Origin of the sequence: Lentzea alba (genome assembly GCF_047445655.1) — a bacterium.
GTDB classification, from domain to species: domain Bacteria; phylum Actinomycetota; class Actinomycetes; order Mycobacteriales; family Pseudonocardiaceae; genus Lentzea; species Lentzea alba_A.
The window spans coordinates 57,547-79,437 of the sequence record NZ_JAJAEG010000003.1 but is presented as its reverse complement, the minus strand read 5'-3'; the positions used below and the strand labels follow the sequence as shown (position 1 = coordinate 79,437).

Here is a 21,891-nt window from a genome sequence, read left to right as displayed (position 1 = left end):
GTTTCGGCTATACGCTGCACGTATGGATCTGCGGCAGTTGAGGGCGTTCGTCGCGGTCGTGGACGCGGGCACGTTCACCGACGCGGCGCGCGAGCTCGACCTCACCCAGGCGTCGGTGTCCCGCGCGATCGCCGCGCTGGAAGCCTCTTTGGGCGTGCGGCTCCTGCAGCGGTCCACGCGGCACGTCGCCCTGACGGTCGCCGGTACGCAGGTGCTCGCCAGCGCGCGCCGGGTGCTGGACGAGGTCGCGCACCTGCGGCGGATCGCTTCGTCGTCGCAGACCGAGCTGCGCATCGGCTACGCCTGGGCCGCGCTGGGCAAGCACACCCGCCGTGTCCAGAAGGCCTGGGCCGCGGCACATCCCGGGCTGCCACTGGTGTTCGTCCAGTCGAACTCGCTGACCGCCGGCCTCGCCGAGGGCACCGCCGACGTCGCGGTCGTGCGGCGCGCCCTGGACGATCCACTCTTCGAGACGGCTTTGCTGGGCACCGAACGGCGCTACGGCGTGGTCGCGACGGACAACCCGTTGGCGCGCAAGCGTTCCTTGTCGTTGGCCGACTTCTCCCGCTACGGCATCGCGGTGGACGACCGGACCGGAACGACCACTTTGGACCTGTGGCAGCCCGGTGCCGCGCCTGCCGTCGTGCGCAACACGTACGGCGTCGACGAGTGGCTGACGCTGATCGCGGCCGGACAGGCCGTCGGCATGACGTCCGAGGCCACCGCGAGCCTGAACCCGCGGCCCGGCGTCGCCTACCGCGCGGTGAAGGACGCGCCGCCGATCGCGGTGTGGCTGGCGTGGTGGAAGGACCAGCCGCCCCAGTTCCTGGGAGACCTGGTCACGCTGGCGTGCGACGCTTATCGCGCGTGAAGATCTCGTGCACGACCGCGATCAACGCCCTGGCCGCCGCGGTGGGCGTGCGGTCGGCGGGCCTGGCGAGCCCGAGTGGCCACCTGAGGTCGGCGCCGGTCACTGTCAGGGTCGTGATGTTCTCGGTGTCGCCGAGGATGTAGTTGGGCAGCAGGGCCACGCCGAGGCCGTGCCGGACGTAGTCGACGCCGGTGTAGATGTCGGACATCTCCAGGGTGACTCGTCTGGGTACGGCGGCTGCGGCGAACGCACGGTCCGCCACGGCCCGGTTGCCGTAGCCGAGCGGTGAGTCGATGAAGTCCAGTCCGGCGAGGTCCCCGATGGGTACTTCCTGGTGTCGGGCCAGCGGGTGATCGCTGGGGACGACCAGGTCCATCACCGAGTGGGCCAGTTCGTCGAGGATGATCCCGTCCGGCACCTCGCCCGGCAGCGAGGCGAACGCGAGGTCGAGTCTGCGGTCCAGCAGTTGCTCGACGAGGCCTTGCGAACCCGAGGTCGCCGCGCTGGTGCGGACGAGCACTCCGGGGTGCCTGCGGTGGAACTCTCCGAGCAGGGCCGGCAGGTCGATCAACGTCATCGAGGTCAGGGTGCCGAGCCTGACCGTGCCTCTCAACCCGCCCTTGACCTCCGCCACGGCGTCTTCGGCTTCGGTTGCGGCATCCAGCACGGCCCGGGCTTTCGGCAGGAGGGCCTCGCCGGCGTCGGTCAGCAGGACTCGCTTGGAGTTGCGGTCGAGGAGGGTGGCGCCGAGTTCGCGTTCGAGGGTCTTGATGGCCGCGGAGACGGCGGACTGCACGACGTGCACACGGGCGGCGGCTCGGGTGAAGCTGCCTTCCTCGGCGATCGCGACGAAGTACTCCAGCTGGCGGAGGTCCACACCAGCAAGTATCTCAGAAAGTGATGATCATGAGCTTCAACTTTCGTTGGACGTGATGCATCAAGGCACGGAGGGTGGTCACATGCCACTCCGCCTGTCCCCGCCGGCTTCCGGCGCCGCGGCCACCGGGCCTGGTGCCACCGGGCCCGGTGCCACCGGGCGCACCACCACCGGCCACGCCGCCACCGCGCCCACCACCACCAACCACGCTGCCACCGGGCCTGGTGCCACCGGCCACGCCGCCACCGCGCCCACCACCACCGGCCACGCCGCGACCGCCCCTGCCCCGCCCAGCCGCCGCCACGGCGCAGCCTTCTGGGCCATCGCCGCCACCTTCCTCATCGCGATGGCCTACTCCACCGTCCCCTCCCCGCTCTTCCCCCTCTACGTCGCCCGCGAAGGCTTCTCCACCTTCACCATCACCGTCGTGTTCGCGGCGTTCGCGGTCGGCGTCGTGATCAGCCTCCTGCTGGCCGGCCACATCTCGGACTGGGTGGGCCGCAAGGCCGTCCTCATCCCCGCCCTCGGCCTGGAACTGCTGTCCGCCCTGCTGTTCCTCAGCAGCACCGCGCTGCCGGTCCTGATCACGGCCCGCGTGATCAACGGCCTGGGCGTCGGCCTGATCGCCGCGACCGCCACCGCCTACCTCCACGACCTGCACGCGCACCACCGCCCCGGTGCCTCGCCGCGTCGCTTCGAGATCGTGTCGACCGCGGCGAACATCGGCGGCCTCGGCTTCGGCGCGCTGGTAGCCGGGGTGCTCGCGCAGTACGTGGACGCCCCGCTCAGCACCCCGTACGTGGTGCTGGCAGTGCTGCTCGTGATCAGCATCGCCGCGGTGGCCCTGTCCCCGGAAACCGTGACCCGCCACCAGGTCCCCTACCGTCCACAACGGATCAGCGGCGACCACGGCACCGGCTACCTCGCGGCCGGGGCGGGAGCGTTCAGCGCGTTCGCGGTGTTCGGTGTCTTCACGTCCGTCTCGCCGGGGTTCGTGGCGGGCGAGCTGCACCACCCGTCACGGACACTGGCCGGGCTGGTCGTCTTCATCGTGTTCGGCGGCGCGGCACTGGCCCAGAGCGTGACCGGTGGCCTGTCCCTGCAAGCCTTGCGCACGTCGGGCCTCACAGCGCAGGCCATCGGCGTGCTGCTGGTCGTCGCGGGCATGTACGCGACGAGCTTCCCGGTGTTCATCACGGGCGGCGCGATCGCCGGCATCGGCGCGGGCGTGCAGTTCAAGGCCTCGATCGGGGCCGTCGCGCGGATGGCGGCACCGGCCAACCGCGGAGAAGCGTTGGCAGGCCTGTTCTTCATCGCCTACCTCGGGCTGAGCGTGCCGTCGCTGTCGATCGGCCTCGCGACGCGCTACCTCGACCCCACCACGGTCATGACGTGGTTCGCCGGGATCCTGCTCATGCTCCTGGCTGGTCTAGCAGCGCTAGCCGCTCCAAGGCGGTCCTGACGTAGCGGTCCTGACCGGAGTCGATGCCGTACAGCCCGGAGTCGATCGGCGCCATCCGGCTGCGTTCCTCGATGTGCCGCTTCATCCCCGGCCACACCCGCCCGCCGTGCCGCTCGTAGGCGTCGAGCAACGAGTCGAGCCGCCCGAACTGCTTCACGAGCCGCCGGAAGTCGGCCGCGGGGTCGCCCACCAGCGAGTCGGTCCAGTCGATCACTCCGGACAGCTTTCCGTTGTCCACCAACGTGTTGGCCGGGGACATGTCCGCGTGCGCGACGACCGAGTGCGGCGGCCAGGTCGAGTCCTCGAGCCACGCCTGCCAGTGCCGCCACAACACGTCCGACAGGCCCAGCTCGGTCCGCGCGCGGTGGATCTTCAGCGCGACGATCTCACGGATCTGGTCGGGCGTGCGCACCTGGACGCCCGTCAACGCCGCCTCGTCCAGCGGGATCGCGTGCAGGGCAGCCAGAAACCGCGCGACGTCCTCGAAGTACTCCTCCTCCGGCTCGTCCGGGCTGGCGCCGGGCAGCGCACGGTAGACGGCCACGTCGGCGACGTCCGGACGCCAGCGCGGCACCGGAACCGGCACCCGGTCCGCGACGAGGTCGAGGAGCGCGCGTTCCGGACCCATGCGCTGCAACGCCCACTCGCGGCGAGGCTGCCGCAGGATCCACGCGTCACCGGCGGCGTCCTGAGCGTGCAGCACCAGGAAGTCGCCGCCGGAGTCGATCAACGACCCCGGCCGCAACTCCAGCGAAACGGCGAACTCCCGGAGGTCAGTCATTGTGCAGCCTGATCTGATGAGTCACGTCCGGTCGCGCGTACTCCTCCATCAGTCGATCCACAACCGGATCGGGTGCCGCACATCCTTCTGGCACACCAGGATGTTCAGGTTCCCGTCCCGCCCGAACGCCCACTCGACGTCCTCGCCAGAGGGTTCGCTCGTCGCCAGAGACAGCATCTGCTGCTGCACCGAGTCGCACTCAGGGCACCGGAACTCGATCGGACCGGACTGCCACCAGCACGTCCACCCGCCGATCTTCGACCCGCTCGACGTCTCCGGCCAGTCCGCGTCGCGCAGGTCCGCCGGGCGGTCGAACGAGTGCGCGTACTCGGTGAACCGGATCGGCTCCAGCACGTTGACCGTCGGCACGTAGATCTCTTCCTGCACCGGCGGTTCGGGCTCCTCCTCGATCAGCTCGACCACCGTCGTGGAGTCACGCCACACCAGGCGCACGTCCGGGCCGTAGCAGTCGTCGAGAGTGTGTTCCAGCGTGCAGAGGAACACCTGGAGCAGATCCGTGCCGGAAGGGAACGGCAACTCCGGGAAGTCCCGCTGGTACAGCTGCACAACTCCGACGAACGGCATCCCCACACCCACCGCGAGCGAGGTCGCGTTGATGTCGTCGTGCTGCTTGCCGTCGCACCACGGCCACGGCTCGTCGATCGGCCACAGCATCGGCCCGCCGATGTGGCTGTCGGCGTCCGTCGGTTCTCCCTCGCGCGGGTTCAGCAGCACGGCTGGGCGCGCGAAGTCCTCTTTCGCCGCCATCAGTCGATGTGCAGCTTGATCGGGTGCCGCACGTCCTGTGTGCACGCGAACACGTTCAAAGCGCCCTCCCGGCCGAACTCCCACCCGACGACCGCGCGTTCCGCGACCTCGCAGGAACACAGTTCCTTCTCGGGTTCCTCATGGGTGTAAAGAGCTAGCAGAAGGCGCCGGTCCGTCCCGCAGGTGGGGCATTCCAAGCCGTACGGGGAGGTCTGCCACCAGAACGCCCAGCCGCCGACCTTGCTGCCGTTCGCGACCGGCGGCCAGTCCCCCGCCCCCACGGGCTGTTCGTCGCCCATCGGGTACTCGACGATCCGGCACGGGTGCAGTGCGCACGGCCGTGAGCGGTACTGCGGCTCGAACACCGCAGGTTGAGGTACATCAGCCAGAACATCGCCAACGGCCGACGAGCGCCAGAACAGCTGCACGCACGGCCCGAAGTGGTCGATCTCCTCGTCGATGTGCTCCAACGGGCACAGCAACACCTGAAGGAGGTCGGTGCCATCCGGGTAGGGCAGTTCCGGGAAATCGCGCCGGTAGAGCTGCACGGCGCCAACGAGAGGTACGGGTACGCCGAAGCTGTCGGCGGGGAGGATGGTGAGGCCCTCGTCGTGCTTGCTGCCGTCACACCACGGCCACGGCTCGTCGGCCGGCCACAGCAACGGCCCGCCGATGTGGCTCTCGGTCACCCCCGGTTCGCCCTGAACCGGATGCAGACGAACTGCGGGCCGGGCCCACTCCCCCATGATCGACACGACATACGAGGCTAGCTCCCGGCCCCTGCGAAGGGGCCGGAAGCGGCCAAATCAGTCCGTTCCCGACTCGATTGCCGCGGCGTCGAGCAGCGCGTCGGCCGCGGAGACCTCACCGCGCGAGGCGATGACCTCGGCGCCACCGTCCGGCACGTCGCCGATCAGCTTCGTCGGCTCGACCTGGGCGGCGATCAGCGCCGACTGGCGAGTGCCGACCATGCCGAGGCCCGCGAAGAGCTCCAGCTTGGCGCGCGAGTCCGCGATGTCGAGGTTGCGCATCGTCAGCTGGCCGATGCGGTCGACCGGGCCGAACGCCGAGTCCTCGGTGCGCTCCATCGACAGCTTGTCCGGGTGGTAGCTGAACGCCGGGCCGGACGTGTCGATGATCGAGTAGTCGTCGCCCCTGCGCAGCCGCAGCGTGACCTCGCCGGTGATCGCGGAGCCGACCCAGCGCTGCAGCGCCTCGCGCAGCATCAGCGACTGCGGGTCGAGCCAGCGGCCCTCGTACAGCAGCCGGCCGAGCTTGCGGCCCTCGTTGTGGTAGGACGCGACGGTGTCCTCGTTGTGGATCGCGTTCACGAGCCGGTCGTAGGCGATGTAGAGCAACGCCATGCCGGGCGCCTCGTAGATGCCGCGGCTCTTGGCCTCGATGATGCGGTTCTCGATCTGGTCGGACATGCCCAGACCGTGGCGGCCGCCGATGGCGTTCGCCTCCAGCACGAGGTCGACGGCGCTGCCGAACTCCTTGCCGTTGATGGTGACCGGGCGGCCCTGGTCGAAGCCGATGGTCACGTCCTCGGTCGCGATCTCGACGCTCGGGTCCCAGAACTTCACGCCCATGATCGGCTCGACGATCTCGATGCCCTCGTTGAGCAGCTCCAGCGACTTGGCCTCGTGCGTCGCGCCCCAGATGTTCGCGTCGGTCGAGTACGCCTTCTCGACGCTCGACCGGTAGGGCAGGTCACGCTCCAGCAGCCACTCGGACATCTCCTTGCGGCCACCGAGCTCGGTCACGAACGCCGCGTCGAGCCACGGCTTGTAGATCCGCAGCGACGGGTTCGCGAGCAGGCCGTAGCGGTAGAACCGCTCGATGTCGTTGCCCTTGTAGGTGGAGCCGTCGCCCCAGATCTGCACGTCGTCGTCGAGCATGGCGCGCACGAGCATGGTGCCCGTCACCGCGCGCCCGAGCGGCGTGGTGTTGAAGTACGCGCGGCCGCCGGAACGGATGTGGAACGCGCCGCACGCCAGCGCCGCGAGCCCCTCCTCGACGAGCGCGGCACGGCAGTCGACGAGGCGCGCGATCTCGGCACCGTACGTGCCGGCGCGGCCTGGGACGGTCTCGATCTCCGGCTCGTCGTACTGGCCGATGTCCGCGGTGTACGTGCAGGGCACTGCGCCCTTCTCACGCATCCACGCGACCGCGACGGAGGTGTCGAGACCACCTGAGAAGGCGATGCCGACGCGTTCGCCGGCGGGAAGTGAAGTGAGCACCTTGGACACGTTGAGAATTATGCACGACAATGTATGAGCATGCACATCGGGGTGCCTGTTACTTGCGCCTCAGCGATGTCGTCGCTGGTAGTGAGCCACAGATCCGCCTCGGCCGCGAGGCGGGCCAGGGTCTGGTCGAGGTACTTGTAGCGCAGCGGCCGGCCCCGTTCGAACGGCCGCAGCACCACGGGCCGCGCGTCGAGTTCGCTGGCCTCGTAGGCGAGTCCCGGTGGCGCCGGTGCGGGCCCCGACCAGCCGCGCGGCTTGGTTCCGGTCACCCTTTCGATCGCCTCGACCGCTTCGTGTTCTGCCGCGAGCCACGCCCAGCCGCGTGCTTGCCCGGCCGCGATGATCTGCGGGTACTGCTCGACGGCGGCGCGAGTGAGCGGCACAGTGGCGCGGATGCCGTTGCGGTCGAGTGCGTCGATGGTGTGCCAGATGCCGATCCGGGCGCTGTAGTCGCGCCAGCCGTGGGCGTTCGTGATGTCGAGGAGGACGTAAGCGGCTTGCGTGTTGTGCGTCATGCCGGGACGGTAGGAGCTGACATCAGTGTCAGGTTCAAGGGGTGAACATGAAGATCGGCGAACTCGCGCGACGCACAGGCGTGAGCGAACGGTCGTTGCGCTACTACGAGCAGCAGGACCTGCTGGCCTCCACGCGCACGGCCGGTGGCCAGCGCGAGTACTCCGAAGCGGCGGTGGACCGGGTGATCCGGATCCAGGAGCTGTTCGCAGCCGGTCTGCCCAGCAAGAAGATCGCACTGATGCTGCCGTGCATGCGCGACCGGGACGGCGGGCCGTCCGAGCTCGCGACCCCGCTGCTGGTCGAGGACCTCAAGAAGGAACGGGTGCGGATCGACCAGATGATCGCCGACCTGCACAACACCCGTGCGGTGCTCGACGACGTGATCGACGCGGCGGAGGGCTAGGACAGGGGTCAGGCCTTCTCCAGCTCCGCTGCCACATCCTGCATGCCCGCCACCTGCATGCCCGCCCGCATGCATGCCCGCCCGCATGCGTGCGTGCGTGCGTGATCGACGTGATCGACGCGGCGGGGGCTAGGACAGAGGGTCAGGCCTTCTCCAGCTCTTCAACCTTGTCCAACATGCGCTGGATGCTGCCCTCGTGCTCATCGGCGCGCATCGCTGTGATGGCCGCGAACAGGTGCGCACCCGTGTACGGATCCTGCTCCTTGCGTTCGTAGACCTCGCCGAGCGTGGCGTTGTACATGGCGTGTGACATCGCCGCGAGGAGCGCGCGCGTACGTGGCGCGACACCCTTGGGCGCGGCGGCGTCGATGATCGGGGTGACGCGTTCCCACACCTCGTCCGGCGGACCGGGCGGGTAGACCTGGTTGAGCGCCAGCAGACCCTGCTCCAGCGAGCCCATGACCAACCGGATCTCGTCCTCGTCGGCCGGCAGCAGCTGCTCGACGCCCTCGGCGTCCTGCTCGTGGTACGCGATGGCGAGCCGCAACCCGATCGCCTGACTCCGGTTCTTGAGCTCCGGATCGGCGCACCACCACCGTTCCCGCGCGGTCCTGGGAAACATGCGGCCCAGTCTGCCGCCGCCCTCACGATTCCGCGCGGGATGTTAGGTAAGCCTAACCAAAGGTGTTAGGTTTTGGGCATGCCGCGCTACTCCGCCCTCGACAGGTTCACGATCAAGGCCGCCACCAAGGTCGCCGAGCTGGTGATGGCTCCCGCGAACCGCCGCGAGGTCTTCGACCAGTTCGTCATGACCGTCACCGCGGTCACCGAGCTCAGCGACCACATGCGCCGCGTGACCTTCCACGCGCCGGAGTTCGCCTCCTTCGCGGTGACGGGCCCGGACGAGTACTTCGGCCTGCTGATGGCGACCGGCCGCGAGCTCGTGATGCCCGCCGACGACCGGATCAACGTCCGCACCTCGTTGCGCGCCATGCCCGAGGACGTGCGGCCCGACCTGCGCTGGTACACAGTCCGCGCGCACCGCACCGACGTGGCCGAGATCGACGTCGACTTCGTGGTGCACGGCGACGCCGGCCCCGGCACGCGGTGGGCTCGCCGTGCCGTCGCAGGCGACAAGGCAGGCTTCCGGGCGGGTGGTTCGGCTTATCGGCCACCGTCGGACGGCTCGGTTCTGCTCGCGGCCGACGAGACGGCGTTGCCCGCGCTCGCCGCGATCGTTGAAGTGGAGACGCGGCCGTTGCAGGTGTTCGTAGAGGTGCCGGACGAGTCGTACCGCGTCGACCTGGAGGCCGAGTGGGTGTTCCGCGGGGACGCCGAGCCGGGTTCCGCGGTGCTGAAGGCGATCCAGGACAAGGCACTGTCCGGTGTGGACTACGCGTGGGCGTGCGGCGAGTCCGCGTTGGCCACCGGGGTGCGCCGGCACCTGGTGAAGGATCGCGGGGTGGACCGGAAGGCGATCATGTTCAGCGGCTACTGGAAGGTCGGCTCGGCCCGGTTCTAGGAGTCCAGTCCCTGCACCAGTTGCGGCACCGGAATGGTGTGGTCGTCCCTGAGCGACCACACCGCCGTGCCGACGGCGAAGAACTCGGTGACGTGGCCGGTCCAGGATGGAGATTCTGGAGTGCCCGGACTTCTCGCGCGGTATCGGTCCTGGCGCCTACGACATCCACTCCCCGTTGGTGCCGAACGAAGACGACATCGTTTCGCTGATCACCGAAGCAGTGCGCCCGGCGCCAGGTGAACGTTTGTGGATCAACCCCGACCGCGGGCTCAAAACTCGCGGTTACGCCGAGGTGGAGCCCGCGTTGCGAAATCTTGTCGCCGCGGCTGCCCGCACGCGGGCCTACCTGGACTGATGAGAGCGCGACCCCGGGACGTGATCGATTCCGTCTCGGGGTTGTTAAATTCCCGGTACGGCAAAGATTTGGCCAACTAGCTGGACGTGAAGGTGGTTCATGTACCACCTTCTGCCTCGCAAGCCTCTCCGCTCCCCCTGCCACGGAATCGAGGCCACTGTTGAGGAAACTCCTACCCGCGCTGGCCGGCGCACTCCTGATCACCGCCCTGTTCCCCGGCATCGCGCTCGCCGACCCGCCGCAGGCCATCCCCGCGAACTACGCGGCGGAGGACGGCAAGTGGCAGCCGGCGTTCGACTACGACGGCGACGGTTGCTACCCCACGCCGGCGATCTCGCCGAGCGGACAGGTGGCGCCGGGCCTGAAGAACTCGGGCGCTCTCAACGGCAACTGCCACGACCGGTCCGACCTGGACAACACCAACTCCTACAGCCGTTCCAAGTGCAACAACGGCTGGTGCGCCTACCTGTACGACCTGTACTTCGAGAAGGACCAGGCCGTGCCGGGCTGGGACTGCTGCGGCCACCGCCACGACATCGAGCACGTGATCGTGTGGGTGCAGAACGACGTCGCGCAGTACGTCTCGACGTCGGAGCACGGCAAGTACAAGACCCACCCGCGTGCGAACGTGCAGTGGGAAGGCACCCACCCGAAGATCATCTACCACAAGGACGGCGCCAGCACGCACTGCTTCCGACTCGCGAACGCGGGCGAGCAGGCGGAGAACCACTACGGGGTCTACCAGTACCCCGACCTGGTCAGCTGGGACCGGTTCCCGGCCGGGGTGCGCGACATCCTGGTGAACGCGAACTTCGGCAGCGCGTCGCTGGCGATCAAGGACAGCGCGTTCAACTACAACCTGGGCATCGCCAAGCCGGCCGGGATTCCGTTCGATCCCAACGCGTGAGGCTCACTTAGCCACGCGATCAAGCCACTCGGCCAGGAGGGCCCGTTCCGCTGGAGACAGCATCAGGGGCGGGTCCTCTTCCAGTGCGGCGCGCAGTGCGATCGCACGGCTCGGGATGTCCGTCGGCTCGTCCGGTGAGACGTCCGTCGTGATCGCCCTGATCACCTGCTCGCGCGAGAACGTGATCAGCCCCAGGTCTCGTTCCTCCTCCGGCGTCGCGATCAGCGACAGCACGACGCCCATGCCCGCCGCGTGCACGAACTCCGCGGCCTGCTCGACCGGAACCGTCAACCGGCCGACCGCCGCGATGCGGCCGATGATCTCGCGGAGCATCGCGTCCGCCTCCAGCCGCGCCTCACGCTTGCGCGGCTCGCCGTACATCAGCAGGTAGAACGCGGGCCGCGCGAGGCCGAACCCGATGTGCAGCTCCCACCCGCGACGCAGGTCGTCGACCGGGTTGTCGCTGGCGCCCATCGCGTGCTTGGTCGCGAGGTAGTCGGAGAAGCCGTAGGCCGCGACCGCGTCCAGCAGGCCGTCCTTGTCGCCGAACAGCCGGTACAGCGTCGGCGCCTGCACACCGGCCGCCGCGGCCACCGCCCGCGTGGAGACCGCGTCCTTGCCGCCCTCGATCAACAGGTCGGCCGCTGCCTGCACCAACCGCTCTCTCGTGTCCATGTAACGACGATAACAGATGAGGGGTAGCACTGTTTCAGAATCGGTGCTACGTTATTGGCGTTAGCGACGGAAACACCAGCTAGGGAGCATCGAAATGACTCGGGTTGCGATCGTCACCGGCGGATCGAGGGGCATCGGGCGCGCCGCCGCCGAGCGTCTCGCCGCGGACGGCATGGCCGTCGTCATCGTCTACGCCGGCAACGAGGTCGAGGCCGACAAGGCCGTCGAGGAGATCGAGGCGAACGGTGGCCAGGCCATCGCCGCCCAGGCCGACGTGGCCGACGAGGCGGCTCTCTCGTCCGCCTTCGACCTCGCTGTCGAGACCTTCGGCGGCGTGGACGTCGTCGTGAACTCCGCGGGCATCATGCCGCTGGGCACGGTCGCCGACATGGACCTCGACGTCTTCGACCGCATCATGCGCACCAACGCCCGCGGCACGTTCGTCGTGTCCCAGCAGGCCGCACGCCGCCTGCGCAACGGCGGCGCCCTGGTCAACGTCTCGTCGTCGGTCGTCGGCCTGCGGTTCCCCCAGTACGGCGCCTACGCGATGTCGAAGGGCGGCGTCGAGGCGCTGACCCTGGTCCTGGCCCGCGAGCTGCGCGGCCGCGACATCACCGTGAACGCCATCGCCCCCGGCCCCACCGCCACGGCGTTGTTCCTGGACGGCAAGGACGAGGCGACGATCGACAACCTCGCGAAGCAGGCGCCGCTGGAGCGCCTCGGCACCCCCGACGACATCGCAGAGGTCATCTCCTTCCTGGCGGGCCCGGCCCGCTGGATCAACGGTCAGGTTGTTCGTGCGAACGGAGGCATCATCTGATGGGCAAGGTCATCGTTGTCACGGGAGCATCAAGCGGTTTCGGAGCACTGACTGTGCGTGCGCTGGCTCGCGCCGGGCACACCGTCTACGCCGGAATGCGCGCGACCACCGGCCGCAACGCCGTCGCGGTCGCCGACCTGGGAGCGTTCGGAGCCTCGGGCGGTTTCGACGTCCACGCCGTCGAGCTGGACGTGCAGTCGCAGGAGTCCGCGGACGCGGCTGTCGAGCTGATCATCGCCGAACAGGGTCGCCTGGACGTGGTCGTGCACAACGCCGGCCACATGGTCACCGGCCCGGCCGAGGCCTTCACGCCCGAGCAGTACGCCGCGCTCTACGACGTGAACGTCCTGGGCACACAACGAGTCAACCGCGCCGCCCTGCCGCACTTGCGTGCGCAGCACTCGGGTCACGTCGTCTGGGTGGGCTCCTCCTCGACGCGCGGCGGCACTCCCCCGTACCTGGCGCCGTACTTCGCGGCCAAGGCGGCGATGGACGCCGTCGCGGTCTCCTACCGCGCCGAGCTGCTGCGGTTCGGCATCGAGACCACGATCGTCGTGCCGGGCGCGTTCACCCACGGCACCAACCACTTCGCGCACAGCGGCACCCCCGCCGACGCCGATGTGGCCAAGGCCTACGAGGAGTTCTACCCCGGCCTCATGGAGCAGGTGGCCGGCAAGCTGGCCGAGCTGGAGCCCTCGTGGGCGGACGTCGGCGCGGTCGCGGACGCGATCGTGGACGTGGTCGGCGCTTCGAAGCCTCCGTTCCGCGTGCACATCGACCCGTCCAACGACGGTGCCGAGGTCGTGAACGGGGTGGCGGACCGGGTGCGCAGCGAGCTCCTCCGGCGGGTGGACCTGGCTGACCTGATCTGAGTTCTCAGGCTTGGTTGAGGAGCGCGGACACGGTGACGAACCGGAAACCGCGCTCCTTTAGCTCCTGGATGATCGGCTTCAGTGCCTGCCGGGTTTCGCTGCGGCTCGCGTACATGGGGTGGAGCAGGATGATCGAGCCCGGCTTGGTCTGGTCGAGGACGTCTTGCTCGATCTGCTGGGCGGTGGGTGTTCCTGCGGAGTCAGGTTCCACATCCCACATGATCGTCTTGCGGTTGTGGTTGCTCAGGTAGTGCGGCAGGGCGAAGAGCTTCTTGCCGTTGGGTGGCCGGAAGTGGATCTCGCCGCTGTATCCGGTCTTCTTGATCTGGGCGTCGGTGTCCTCGATCTCCTTCGCCACCGTGCTCGGGGTTACGCCGACCATGCGCTTGTGGTTGTAGGTGTGGTTGCCGATCTCGTGGCCCGCTTGTGCGATGGCCTTGCCCAGGTCGGGGTGTTGGTGGAGGTCACGGCCCATGAGGAAGAACGTGGCTTTGATCTGTTCCTCGTTCAGGGTGTCGAGGACCTCCTGGGTGCCCGCCGGGTCCGGGCCGTCGTCGAAGGTGAGCGCCACGACCTTGTCGGTGGTCTCGACTCGGTCGACCAGCTCGCCGAAGAACTGGAACGTGCGGGAGCTGCTGACGTTCCACAGGGTCGCGGCAGCTGCGAGCACGACCACGAGACTGACTGCGGTGATGATCGTTGGCTTGCGGCGCAACCACTTCATGCGCTCACCATGGCCAACGCCGCTTCGCCGACGCGCAGCACCCCGTCGTCGAGCGGCACACACCTGATGCCGCCCTTGCCGCGCAACGCCTTGAACGCGCCGGGAGCGATCACCGCGTCCATCCAGGCGCACGGGTTTGCGGGGCGGTGCACTTCGAACCGCACGGGCCCGTCGCCGCTGTCCAGACTGAACACGGTGCCACGGGCGAGTGAGTCCACGTCGAACCCCCGCACGACGATGTTCCGGCGGGCTACCAGCGGATCCACCGGCCAGGGATCCAGCGACTCGGCCGCGATCAGCGTGACCGCCGCGTTGTGGTGGGCCGGGTGGTTGAAGAACCGGTCACCGACGATCCCGAGCCCCGCACGGACCTCCACGTGGTCCCGGGAGACAGGAGCGGGATCGGGACGAGGGCCGTCCGATGGACGGCCCTCGAAAGCGTGCACGGCTGAGACGTGCAGCGCAACGATCTCGATCACCGCTCGCCGAGCTGCCACTCCGGCCTCACGTAGTGGCACGTGTAGCCGTTCGGGTACCGCTCCAGGTAGTCCTGGTGCTCGGGCTCGGCCTCCCAGAAGTCCGACTCCTGCGTCACCTCGGTGACGACCTTGCCCGGCCACTTCCCGGAGGCGTCCACGTCCGCGATCGTCGCCTCGGCGACCTGCTTCTGCGCGTCGTCGGTGTAGAAGATCGCCGACCGGTAGCTCGCACCGAGGTCGTTGCCCTGGCGGTTGCGGGTCGACGGGTCGTGGATCTGGAAGAAGAACTCCAGGATCTGCCGGTAGCTCAGCTGCGCCGGGTCGAACACGATCTCGATGGCCTCGGCGTGGTTGCCGTGGCGGCGGTAGGTCGCGTTCGGCGTGCTGGGGTCGCCGGTGTAGCCGACGCGGGTGGAGATGACGCCTGGGTGGCGGCGGAACAGGTCCTGCATGCCCCAGAAGCAGCCGCCCGCGAGAACAGCCTTCTCCGTCACAGTGGTTCTCCTCTGTTCGGTGTTCACTCAGGAGAACGTTCGGTATCGCCCGGTTCATCCCCGTCAACTTGTGACGTATCCATTACGGGCATCGTCGAGCGCGCCTCGATGACCTCGCCCAGATAGCGGATGACGACGGCCACGGCGGCGGCGACCGGGACCGAGAAGAACGCGCCCGCGATGCCGTACAACGAGGTACCCGCGGTGACGACCAGCAACACCACCGCCGCGTGCAGGCGCAGGCCGCGCGACTGCAGGATGGGCTGCAGGACGTTGCCCTCGACCTGCTGCACCACGATGACGATCACCAGCATGATGATGGCCGTGGTCAGGCCGTTGCTGACGAGCGCGACCAGCACGGCCAGCGCGCCGGCGATGAACGCTCCGATGATCGGGATGAAGCCGCCGAGGAACGTCAGCGCGGCCAGCGGGATCGCCAGCGGCACGCCCAGGATCACCAGGCCGAGGCCGATGAACACGGCGTCGATCAGCGACACGACCGCCTGGCTGCGGATGAACGACCCGAGCGTCACCCACACGCGCTCCAGCACCGTGGTCACGTGCCCGCCCGCGCGCTCGCCGATCAGGCCGCGCAGCCACGGCGTGAAGCGCATGCCGTCCTTGACGAAGAAGAACGCGAGCAGCAACGCCACGAGCCCCGTCACCACGCCCGACGTCACCGCGCCCGCGCCGGTCAGCAGGCCGTTCGCGATCGACCCGATGCTCGACTTGACCTGCTCGACGCCCTGCGCGATCAACCGGTCGAGGTCGGTGTCGGCCAGGTTGAACGGCGGCCCGGCCACCCACTTCTGCGCCTGCTGCACCGCGTCGGTGGCGCTGCGGGCGATCTCCGGCACGCCGGACGCGATGGACGTGGAGATCGCCGCGATCACGCCTCCCAGCACCACCAGCCCGACGACCAGCACGATCGTCGCCGACAGCGCCGAGTTCAGGCCCTTCGACATCAGCCAGCGGGCCGGCGGCCACAGCACGGTGGTGATCAGCAACCCCAGCAGCACGGGCATCACGACCACCCACAGCTGCCCGATCACCCAGAAGACCATCCAGAACCCGAGCGCGGCCAGCGCCACCCGCAGACTCCACCGCGCGAGCCAGCTCACGCCGTGCCCGATGGCCTCACCCTTGTCCGCCCACCTGCGTTCCCGTTCCACCCGCACAGTCTGTCGTGATCTAGCCCGAACGGGTGGCAGACATGCCGTTTTCACTCCCGCAACGTGTCCATGAACGCCCGTACGTCGGCCTCCCACGGGAACTCCGCGTCGGCGGCAGGGTCGTAGGCAGGTAGAACCGGGATGTCAGCACCCAGCTCGACCAATAGCCGTCTGGCCCGCTCCAGATTGAACCCCCACGTATAGGGCTCGCCGTCGGCCCAGGCCCACCGATAGGCGGCCAGCGCGTGCTTCCGGGCTTGCTCGACATCGCCTATCTCAAGCCAAAGCCGCGCCAGCGCGCCGTCGGCACACTCGCGTTCCCCAGCTAGCCGCGCGGCCACCTGTGCTGGCTCGCGCAGCTCACCGAGGTGCAACTGGGTGAGTGCCAGCCCGGCTTCCGCCCTCGCGTCGTGCACCCCAACCTCACGTCCCATTCTCACTGCTTCGCTCAACTCGGCCGCGGATCTGGCCCACTCGCCGCGCTCCGCGCGCCAGAGACCGCGGAGCTTGAGTGCAGTTCGGACCACGTAGCGATACCCGTGTTCCCTGCCTTCCGTCTCGACGCGGTCCAGGTCCTTTGCAGTGAGCACCCCCTTCTCGAAGTCGAACCAGGCGCGATCGAGCGCGGCGTAACACAACGGCTTTGCCAAATCGCCCTGTCCTGCGATCCGGGGCAGCGTTTGCCACATCTCTTCTGCGTCCTCGACCCAGCCGGCTCGCGCGAGCCACACGAAGGCGGCCCGGCGAGCTCTTAGGACGTTCGCCACGCGGCCGTCGGACTCCGCCAGCTCGATGTTCAACCAGATCAGGCGCCGTGACGACGCGAGTCGGTTGCGCTGGGACACCACCAGAGCGAGGTTCGACAGGTTGACCACGGTTTCGTCCGGTTCGTTGCCCGTGATCGAGAGCCTCAACGCGACTTCGCACACCTCCTGTGCCTGTTCCAGATCCCCGTTGCTGTACATGCACCCCGCAATAGAGTTCACCAGATTGGCAACGTCTCCGTCGGGCAACTCGGCCACCGGCGACGACCAAGTGCTCCCGAAGAACGGACGCAGCAACGACAGCATCTCGGAACGAGCTTCCAGCTGTTCGACCAGCACGGACTGGAGTCCGGCGAACCAGAAGTCGGCAGCCGCTTTCAGGCGGCCGATCTGCAGCAGGGTTCGCACCAGCGTTAAATCGTCCCGCACCTCCTCCAGACTGGACACTTCCCCGTAGCGCGAAGTGGTGCGGGTCGAGAAGTAGTCGACCACACGGGTGCCGAGAAGTTCGCGATCTCCGGACTCAAGCTTCGCCGCCGCCACCGCGCGCACCACCGGGTGCAGGTCGTACTGGCCCGTCGACCGGTCGTGCTGGAGCAGCCCCCGGCGCTCCAGATCCGACACCGTGCTGGTCAGGTCACGGGCGGCGGTCGTACTCTCACGGTGAGGGCTGAGTGCGTTGAGAGTCCTATAGTCAACCGCGTAGGGCAGCAGCGCCAACGTAGACAGCAACTGCCTGCTCCCGTCCGGCAGCACCCCAATGGCTGTGTACAGGACGTGGTTGCGCTTCTGCACGAGGTCCAGCTGCCCGACCTCAAGGCTGCCGCCGTGTTCCAGATCGGCCGACCATCGGTCGAAGTCACCGCGGGCGGGCAGGTACTCGTTCACCAGCCCGGCCACGATGCCGGTGACCAACGGGTGGCAGTCGCAGTGCCGTTGCAGGAACGACCTCATGGCCGCCGATGCACCGGTCACCCCGCACGCCCTCAGCAACGCCTCGGCCTCCGCAGGCCGTAGACCGGGCAGACGCTCATGCAGCACACCGGGAATCGCCTGACTGGACGGGTTGAGCAACACCCGCGGCACAAGCCGCGACGTGATCAGGATCCGCGACGGCGACGCCCCAGCCAGGTGCCGCAGCAGTTCCTCGTCCTCAGGCCGGATCGCCGCACACGGGTCGCGGTGCGCGATCTCGTCCGAACCGCCCGCGTTCTCGTCCGACACCTGCGCCGCGTCAACCCGGTGGTAGGCCACGAGAACGCGTTCTAAGCCGTCCAGCACGAGCAGCCACGGCCGGGCCTCCAGCTCGCTGACCAGCAACTCGGTCAGCTCCGCCTGCCTCTTGCCCGCGAACGCCTTCACAGGCTTGCCAGTCATGTACGCGAGCGCGCGCCGGCAGAAGTCCGACATCACCGCGCCGGCCTCGTAGAACGAGTACCAGAACCGCCCGGCCCAGTCGCCGCGCACACCCAGCGCGTGCCGGGTCGCCCACTCCCACGTCAGGATGCTCTTGCCGGACCCGCCGATCGCCTCGAAGAGCAACACTGAGTGCTGCCCGGCCGGACGTGCCCAGTCGTTCAACGTCTCCAGCTGCGCCTCACGACCGACGAAGTCGTGCGACCCGAGATAACGCGGCTTGGCGTAAAGAGCAGGCGCCGCAGGGATGTGATCATCGGCCTCCACCACCGGTTCCAGAACGGGCACGTCGAGCACGCGCCGCAGCTCGGCCACCGCCTGCGTGGCCGACGCGGCGAACTCCGCCAGGTCGTTGAACTCCTTGTAGACCTGGTGCACCTCACCACCCGCGAACTTCGCCTCCTCGCGGAACTCCGCCAGTTTCCGCCGCTTCTCCGGATCCAGCTCCACCCCGTCCTCGGTGAGGAGATGACCGGAACCCATGATGAACACCAGGATCGGCAGCCCGAGCCGCACCGCCTCCCGGAACTCCAGGTGGGTCAGCGAAAGCGCGTCGGGATTGGTCCCGCACTCGGGCACCGACCCGTACCGGCGGCTGATGATCGCGACGTACGCCGCCGCGTCCCGCACCTTCTCCAACGACGACTCGACGACGGTGACCGGCCGCGCCGAGTCGGATTCCATTGCCACGGCATGAAGATGCTGCCCCTGGATGGCGCTCATCAACGCCGCCCGGTGCTCCTTGAGGTCCTCGTAGGTGCTGGACACGACCACGCCGAGGTACTGCCGCCGAGTCACCGAGAACGCCTCTTCTTCAGCCCCGCGATGACCTTCTCGATCCGGCGTTCGCACGGCAACGGTGGATCGGCGGCGGGGTCGTACGGCGGCAGCACGGGCACTTCCGCTCCCAGTTCCTCCAGCAACCGCACGGCGTTGATCAGCTCGAACCGGCGCGTGTACGGCTCGCCGTCCGCCCAGGCGATCGTGTACGCCGCCTGGGCGTGGGCGATCGCGCGCTCCTGGTCGCCGTAGGCCCGCCACAGCTCCGCCAGCACGGCGTTGTCCGCGCGGAGCCGTTCGATCTCCGCCCGCGCGTCCGGGAGCCGGCCGAGCCGCAGCCGGGCCAGCGCGAGCCAGCCGTCGCTCGTGCCGGGGATACCGGTTTTCCGAGCGATGCTGACGGACGCCTCGAACTGGGCGGCGGCCGCGGCCCAGTCCCCGCGCGACATGAGCAGCTGACCACGCACGTGGTGCGCTCCCCTGATCACGTACATCGTCGCGTTGGCGCGTCCCAGCGCCTCGACGTGGTCCAGTTCCGCGTCGGTGAGCAACCCGCGGTCGAACCGGCTCTGGAGGTACGAGAGCTCGGCGAGTCCGGCATGCGCGCCGTGCGAGTCCCACGACCGGGTCAGGTCGATCTCCGCCCACATGGCGTCGGCTTCGGCCGCGTCACCCAGCAGAACCCACGAGTCGAGCAGCTTGGACTGGGCGTGGTAGCGCGTGGCGGGATTGTCGCGCAGCTCCGCGAGCCGCAGGGCCAGCCTCGCCACGAGATGTCCGCGTGCCAGCCGGTTCAGGTCGTTGAGCACGATCCCGACGTTCCCCAGGCAGTCCGCGACGGCTTCCCAGCCCTCCTCGTCCGCGTGCGCGGTCACGGCGGTCTCGAACATCCTCAGCGACTGCTGGAAGTCGGCGAGCATGTGGAAAGCGCTTCCCACGTCGTTCGACAACCAGCCGATCTGCTCGCCGGTCAGCTGTCGCGCGGCCGTCTGGCTCACCTGCCACCCGCTGGCGAAGAAGGGCCGCAGCAGCGACAGTGCTTCCGGTGCCGCCTCGAGCTTGTACAGCAACGCCGTCGACAACCCCGCGGTGTACGTGCCGAAAGCGGAGCGGAACTTGCCCATCTGCGTCAGCGTCCGCACGACGGTGAGCTGACCTCGCAGCTCCTCCACGTCGGCCGCCTGCCGGTGCGCCCCCTTGGTGCGCGCCGTGAAGTGGTCCACCACGCGCTGGCCGAGGATCTGCCGGTCCTCCTCCCGCAGCCGGCCGGAAGCCACCGCCCGCACCACCGGATGCAGGTCGTAGTGCTTGGAAGACCAGTCGTACTGCAGCAGTCCGCGCTGCTCCAGGTCGTTCACGGCCCGGCTGAGCTGGTCGGGCGACAACTGCGGGCTCACCGCGCTGAGCGTGTCGTAGTCGACCTCCTCGGACAGCATCGCGAGCGTCGACAACACCTGACGGCTCAACGGCGGCAGCAACCCGAGTGCCGCGCGCAGGACGTCGTTGCGCTTCTGCACGAGGTCCAGCTCGCCGATGTCCAGGCGGCCACCGTGGTTCAGGTCGGCGGCCCACGCGTCGAAGTCGCCGCGAGCCAGGAGGTAGTCGTTGACCAAGCCGGCCACGATCCCCGTGACCAGCGGGTGGCAGTCGCAGTGCCGTTGCAGGTAGGCCCGGATCGCCGCGCCGTCACCGACCACACCGCAACCGCGCAACAACGCTTCGGCGTCCACAGGCCTGAGTCCTGGCAAACGTTGGTGCAGCACACCGGGAATCGCCTGGGACGCCTGGTTCAGCAACACCCGAGGAACCAACCGCGAGCTGATCAGGATCTTCGACGGCGAGGCGGCCGCTAGCCGGCGGAGCAGATCCTCGTCCTCGGGCCGGATAGCCGCGCACGGATGCCGGTCACCGATCTCGTCCGACGATCCGGCGTCCTCGTCGAGCAACTGCGCGGCGTCGTAGCGGTGATAGGCGACGAGGACGCGCTCCAGCCCGTCCAGCACCAGCAGCCACGGCCGGGATTCCAGCTGCCGCAACAGGAGTTCGCCGAGCTCGGCCTGCCCCTTGCCGGCGAACGCCGAGAGCGGCTGACCCGTCATGTACGACAGCGCGTGCCGGCAGAAGTCCGACATCACCGCGCCGGCCTCGTAGAACGAGTACCAGAACCGGCCGGCCCAGTCCCGCACGCCGGGCGCGTAGTGGTTGATCCACTCCCAGGTCAGGATGCTCTTGCCGGTACCGCCGATCGCCTCGAACAGCAGCACGGTCCGCGATTCCGCCGTGCCTGCCCACTCGTTCAACGTCGCGAGCTGCTCCTGCCTGCCCACGAACGGATGCGAGCCCAGGTACCGGGGCCGCGCGTACAGCGCCGGTGCCGCCGGAATACCGTCCAGCGGCGCGGGAACGTCGGGCGTCGGCTGTGCTTCGAGCAGCCGGCGCAGGGCGCTGACGGACTGGGCGGCGCCGGCGGTGAAGTCGGGCAGGCTGGAGAAGACGCGGTAGACGCGCTGAAGCTCACCGTCGGCGAGCTTCACCTCCTCCAGGAACCGCGCGAGCTTGGCCTGTTTCTCCGGATCCAGCTCGACGTCGGCACGGGTGATCGGGTGGTCGTCGCCCATGATGAAGATCAGGATCGGCCGTCCGAGGCGCAGGGCTTCGCGATATTCCAGGTGGGTCAGCGAAAGACCCTCGGGGTTGGCGTCGCACACCGGCACCTGGCCATAGCGGTGACTGATGATCCCGACGTAGCCCGCCGCGTCCCGCACCTTGCGCAGCGACGAGTCCAGCACCGTGCCCGCGGGCAGCGCAGAGTCGGATTCCATTGCCACGGGGAAGAGTTGCTCGGCCTGGATGGCACTCATCAGCGCCGCGCGGTGTTCGCGGAGATCAGCGAAGGTCGACGACACCATCACACCGAGGAACTGCCGTGGCGCGGACATGCAAGGTTGTCGCGCCACGGCAGGAAGTTGTTACGGCCCCGA

Annotated in this window: 21 protein-coding genes and 1 pseudogene; 8 read left to right on the top strand and 14 right to left on the bottom strand. The window is 68.6% G+C overall.

Annotated features, from left to right (window positions below; genetic code table 11):
• Positions 1-22 precede the first annotated feature (22 nt).
• Positions 23-871: a LysR family transcriptional regulator gene (locus LFM09_RS05940; RefSeq protein WP_414095248.1), complete on the top strand. Its 849-nt coding sequence runs from the start codon at positions 23-25 to the stop codon at positions 869-871.
• Here the strand turns inward: LFM09_RS05940 and LFM09_RS05935 are convergent.
• The gene (locus tag LFM09_RS05935; RefSeq protein ID WP_414095247.1) at positions 840-1,748 is read right to left on the bottom strand and encodes a LysR family transcriptional regulator; all 909 of its coding nucleotides are present in this window, start codon (positions 1,746-1,748) and stop codon (positions 840-842) included. The two genes, LFM09_RS05940 and LFM09_RS05935, sit on opposite strands and share 32 nt — an antisense overlap.
• Positions 1,749-1,830: 82 nt before the next feature.
• Here LFM09_RS05935 and LFM09_RS05930 point away from each other — a divergent pair, with 82 nt between their 5' ends.
• Positions 1,831-3,210 (top strand): MFS transporter, encoded by a 1,380-nt coding sequence (locus LFM09_RS05930; protein ID WP_414095246.1) that lies wholly within the window; start codon positions 1,831-1,833, stop codon positions 3,208-3,210.
• On the opposite strand, the gene LFM09_RS05925 is transcribed toward LFM09_RS05930, so the two are convergent.
• From LFM09_RS05925 to LFM09_RS05905, 5 genes are read right to left on the bottom strand one after another with little or no spacing between them, the layout of a single operon-like run.
• Entirely contained in the window at positions 3,161-3,991 is an 831-nt protein-coding gene (locus LFM09_RS05925) for a macrolide 2'-phosphotransferase (RefSeq protein ID WP_414095245.1), read from the bottom strand. The two genes, LFM09_RS05930 and LFM09_RS05925, sit on opposite strands and share 50 nt — an antisense overlap.
• A 48-nt stretch (positions 3,992-4,039) precedes the next feature.
• Complete coding sequence (locus LFM09_RS05920; RefSeq protein ID WP_414095244.1) at positions 4,040-4,759, bottom strand: DUF1963 domain-containing protein; 720 nt, start codon at positions 4,757-4,759, stop codon at positions 4,040-4,042.
• The gene (locus LFM09_RS05915; protein WP_414095596.1) at positions 4,759-5,505 is read right to left on the bottom strand and encodes a hypothetical protein; all 747 of its coding nucleotides are present in this window, start codon (positions 5,503-5,505) and stop codon (positions 4,759-4,761) included. The genes LFM09_RS05920 and LFM09_RS05915 overlap by 1 nt, the downstream gene beginning before the upstream one ends.
• A gap of 60 nt (positions 5,506-5,565) precedes the next feature.
• The gene (gene argG / locus LFM09_RS05910; RefSeq protein ID WP_414095243.1) at positions 5,566-7,011 is read right to left on the bottom strand and encodes an argininosuccinate synthase; all 1,446 of its coding nucleotides are present in this window, start codon (positions 7,009-7,011) and stop codon (positions 5,566-5,568) included.
• An 8-nt stretch (positions 7,012-7,019) separates the two neighbouring features.
• Positions 7,020-7,526, bottom strand: a complete 507-nt coding sequence (locus tag LFM09_RS05905) for a hypothetical protein (RefSeq protein WP_414095242.1) — start codon at positions 7,524-7,526, stop codon at positions 7,020-7,022.
• A gap of 47 nt (positions 7,527-7,573) precedes the next feature.
• On the opposite strand from LFM09_RS05905, the gene LFM09_RS05900 reads away from it, so the two are divergent.
• On the top strand, positions 7,574-7,930 hold the full coding sequence (locus LFM09_RS05900) for a MerR family transcriptional regulator (protein ID WP_414095241.1): 357 nt from the start codon (positions 7,574-7,576) through the stop codon (positions 7,928-7,930).
• Positions 7,931-8,072: 142 nt separating this feature from the next.
• Here the strand turns inward: LFM09_RS05900 and LFM09_RS05895 are convergent, their stop codons facing one another.
• Positions 8,073-8,552, bottom strand: coding sequence for a hypothetical protein (locus tag LFM09_RS05895; protein ID WP_414095240.1), 480 nt, complete (start codon positions 8,550-8,552; stop codon positions 8,073-8,075).
• 78 nt (positions 8,553-8,630) lie between these two features.
• On the opposite strand from LFM09_RS05895, the gene LFM09_RS05890 reads away from it, so the two are divergent.
• The 3 genes and pseudogenes from LFM09_RS05890 (at position 8,631) to LFM09_RS05880 (ending at position 10,714) form a co-directional block, all read left to right on the top strand.
• A complete protein-coding gene (locus tag LFM09_RS05890; protein ID WP_414095239.1) occupies positions 8,631-9,452 on the top strand; it encodes a siderophore-interacting protein in 822 nt (273 codons plus the stop codon).
• A 97-nt stretch (positions 9,453-9,549) separates the two neighbouring features.
• A pseudogene (locus tag LFM09_RS05885) lies at positions 9,550-9,807 on the top strand (5-methyltetrahydropteroyltriglutamate--homocysteine S-methyltransferase); the annotation flags it as partial.
• A 160-nt stretch (positions 9,808-9,967) separates the two neighbouring features.
• Entirely contained in the window at positions 9,968-10,714 is a 747-nt protein-coding gene (locus LFM09_RS05880) for an NPP1 family protein (protein ID WP_414095238.1), read from the top strand.
• Between the two features lie 3 nt (positions 10,715-10,717).
• Here the strand turns inward: LFM09_RS05880 and LFM09_RS05875 are convergent, their stop codons facing one another.
• Entirely contained in the window at positions 10,718-11,389 is a 672-nt protein-coding gene (locus tag LFM09_RS05875; protein WP_414095237.1) for a TetR/AcrR family transcriptional regulator, read from the bottom strand.
• A 94-nt stretch (positions 11,390-11,483) separates the two neighbouring features.
• Here LFM09_RS05875 and LFM09_RS05870 point away from each other — a divergent pair, with 94 nt between their 5' ends.
• Together LFM09_RS05870 and LFM09_RS05865 are read left to right on the top strand one after the other, a co-directional pair.
• A complete protein-coding gene (locus LFM09_RS05870; protein WP_414095236.1) occupies positions 11,484-12,209 on the top strand; it encodes an SDR family oxidoreductase in 726 nt (241 codons plus the stop codon).
• The gene (locus LFM09_RS05865; RefSeq protein ID WP_414095235.1) at positions 12,209-13,081 is read left to right on the top strand and encodes an SDR family oxidoreductase; all 873 of its coding nucleotides are present in this window, start codon (positions 12,209-12,211) and stop codon (positions 13,079-13,081) included. Before LFM09_RS05870 ends, LFM09_RS05865 begins: the two co-directional genes overlap by 1 nt.
• Positions 13,082-13,085: 4 nt before the next feature.
• Here LFM09_RS05865 and LFM09_RS05860 read toward each other — a convergent pair whose 3' ends face one another.
• The 6 genes from LFM09_RS05860 to LFM09_RS05835 are packed head-to-tail and all read right to left on the bottom strand — an operon-like array spanning position 13,086 to position 21,867.
• Entirely contained in the window at positions 13,086-13,805 is a 720-nt protein-coding gene (locus LFM09_RS05860) for a polysaccharide deacetylase family protein (RefSeq protein ID WP_414095234.1), read from the bottom strand.
• The gene (locus LFM09_RS05855) at positions 13,802-14,284 is read right to left on the bottom strand and encodes an MOSC domain-containing protein (RefSeq protein ID WP_414095233.1); all 483 of its coding nucleotides are present in this window, start codon (positions 14,282-14,284) and stop codon (positions 13,802-13,804) included. The genes LFM09_RS05860 and LFM09_RS05855 overlap by 4 nt, the downstream gene beginning before the upstream one ends.
• Positions 14,281-14,778 carry a peptide-methionine (S)-S-oxide reductase MsrA gene (gene msrA / locus LFM09_RS05850; RefSeq protein WP_414095232.1) on the bottom strand — a complete coding sequence of 166 codons (498 nt, stop codon included), beginning with the start codon at positions 14,776-14,778 and terminating at the stop codon, positions 14,281-14,283. Before msrA ends, LFM09_RS05855 begins: the two co-directional genes overlap by 4 nt.
• A gap of 23 nt (positions 14,779-14,801) precedes the next feature.
• Positions 14,802-15,950, bottom strand: coding sequence for an AI-2E family transporter (locus LFM09_RS05845; RefSeq protein WP_414095231.1), 1,149 nt, complete (start codon positions 15,948-15,950; stop codon positions 14,802-14,804).
• A gap of 50 nt (positions 15,951-16,000) precedes the next feature.
• Entirely contained in the window at positions 16,001-18,928 is a 2,928-nt protein-coding gene (locus tag LFM09_RS05840; RefSeq protein WP_414095230.1) for a DUF4062 domain-containing protein, read from the bottom strand.
• On the bottom strand, positions 18,925-21,867 hold the full coding sequence (locus LFM09_RS05835; protein WP_414095229.1) for a DUF4062 domain-containing protein: 2,943 nt from the start codon (positions 21,865-21,867) through the stop codon (positions 18,925-18,927). The genes LFM09_RS05840 and LFM09_RS05835 overlap by 4 nt, the downstream gene beginning before the upstream one ends.
• Between the last annotated feature and the right edge of the window lie 24 nt (positions 21,868-21,891).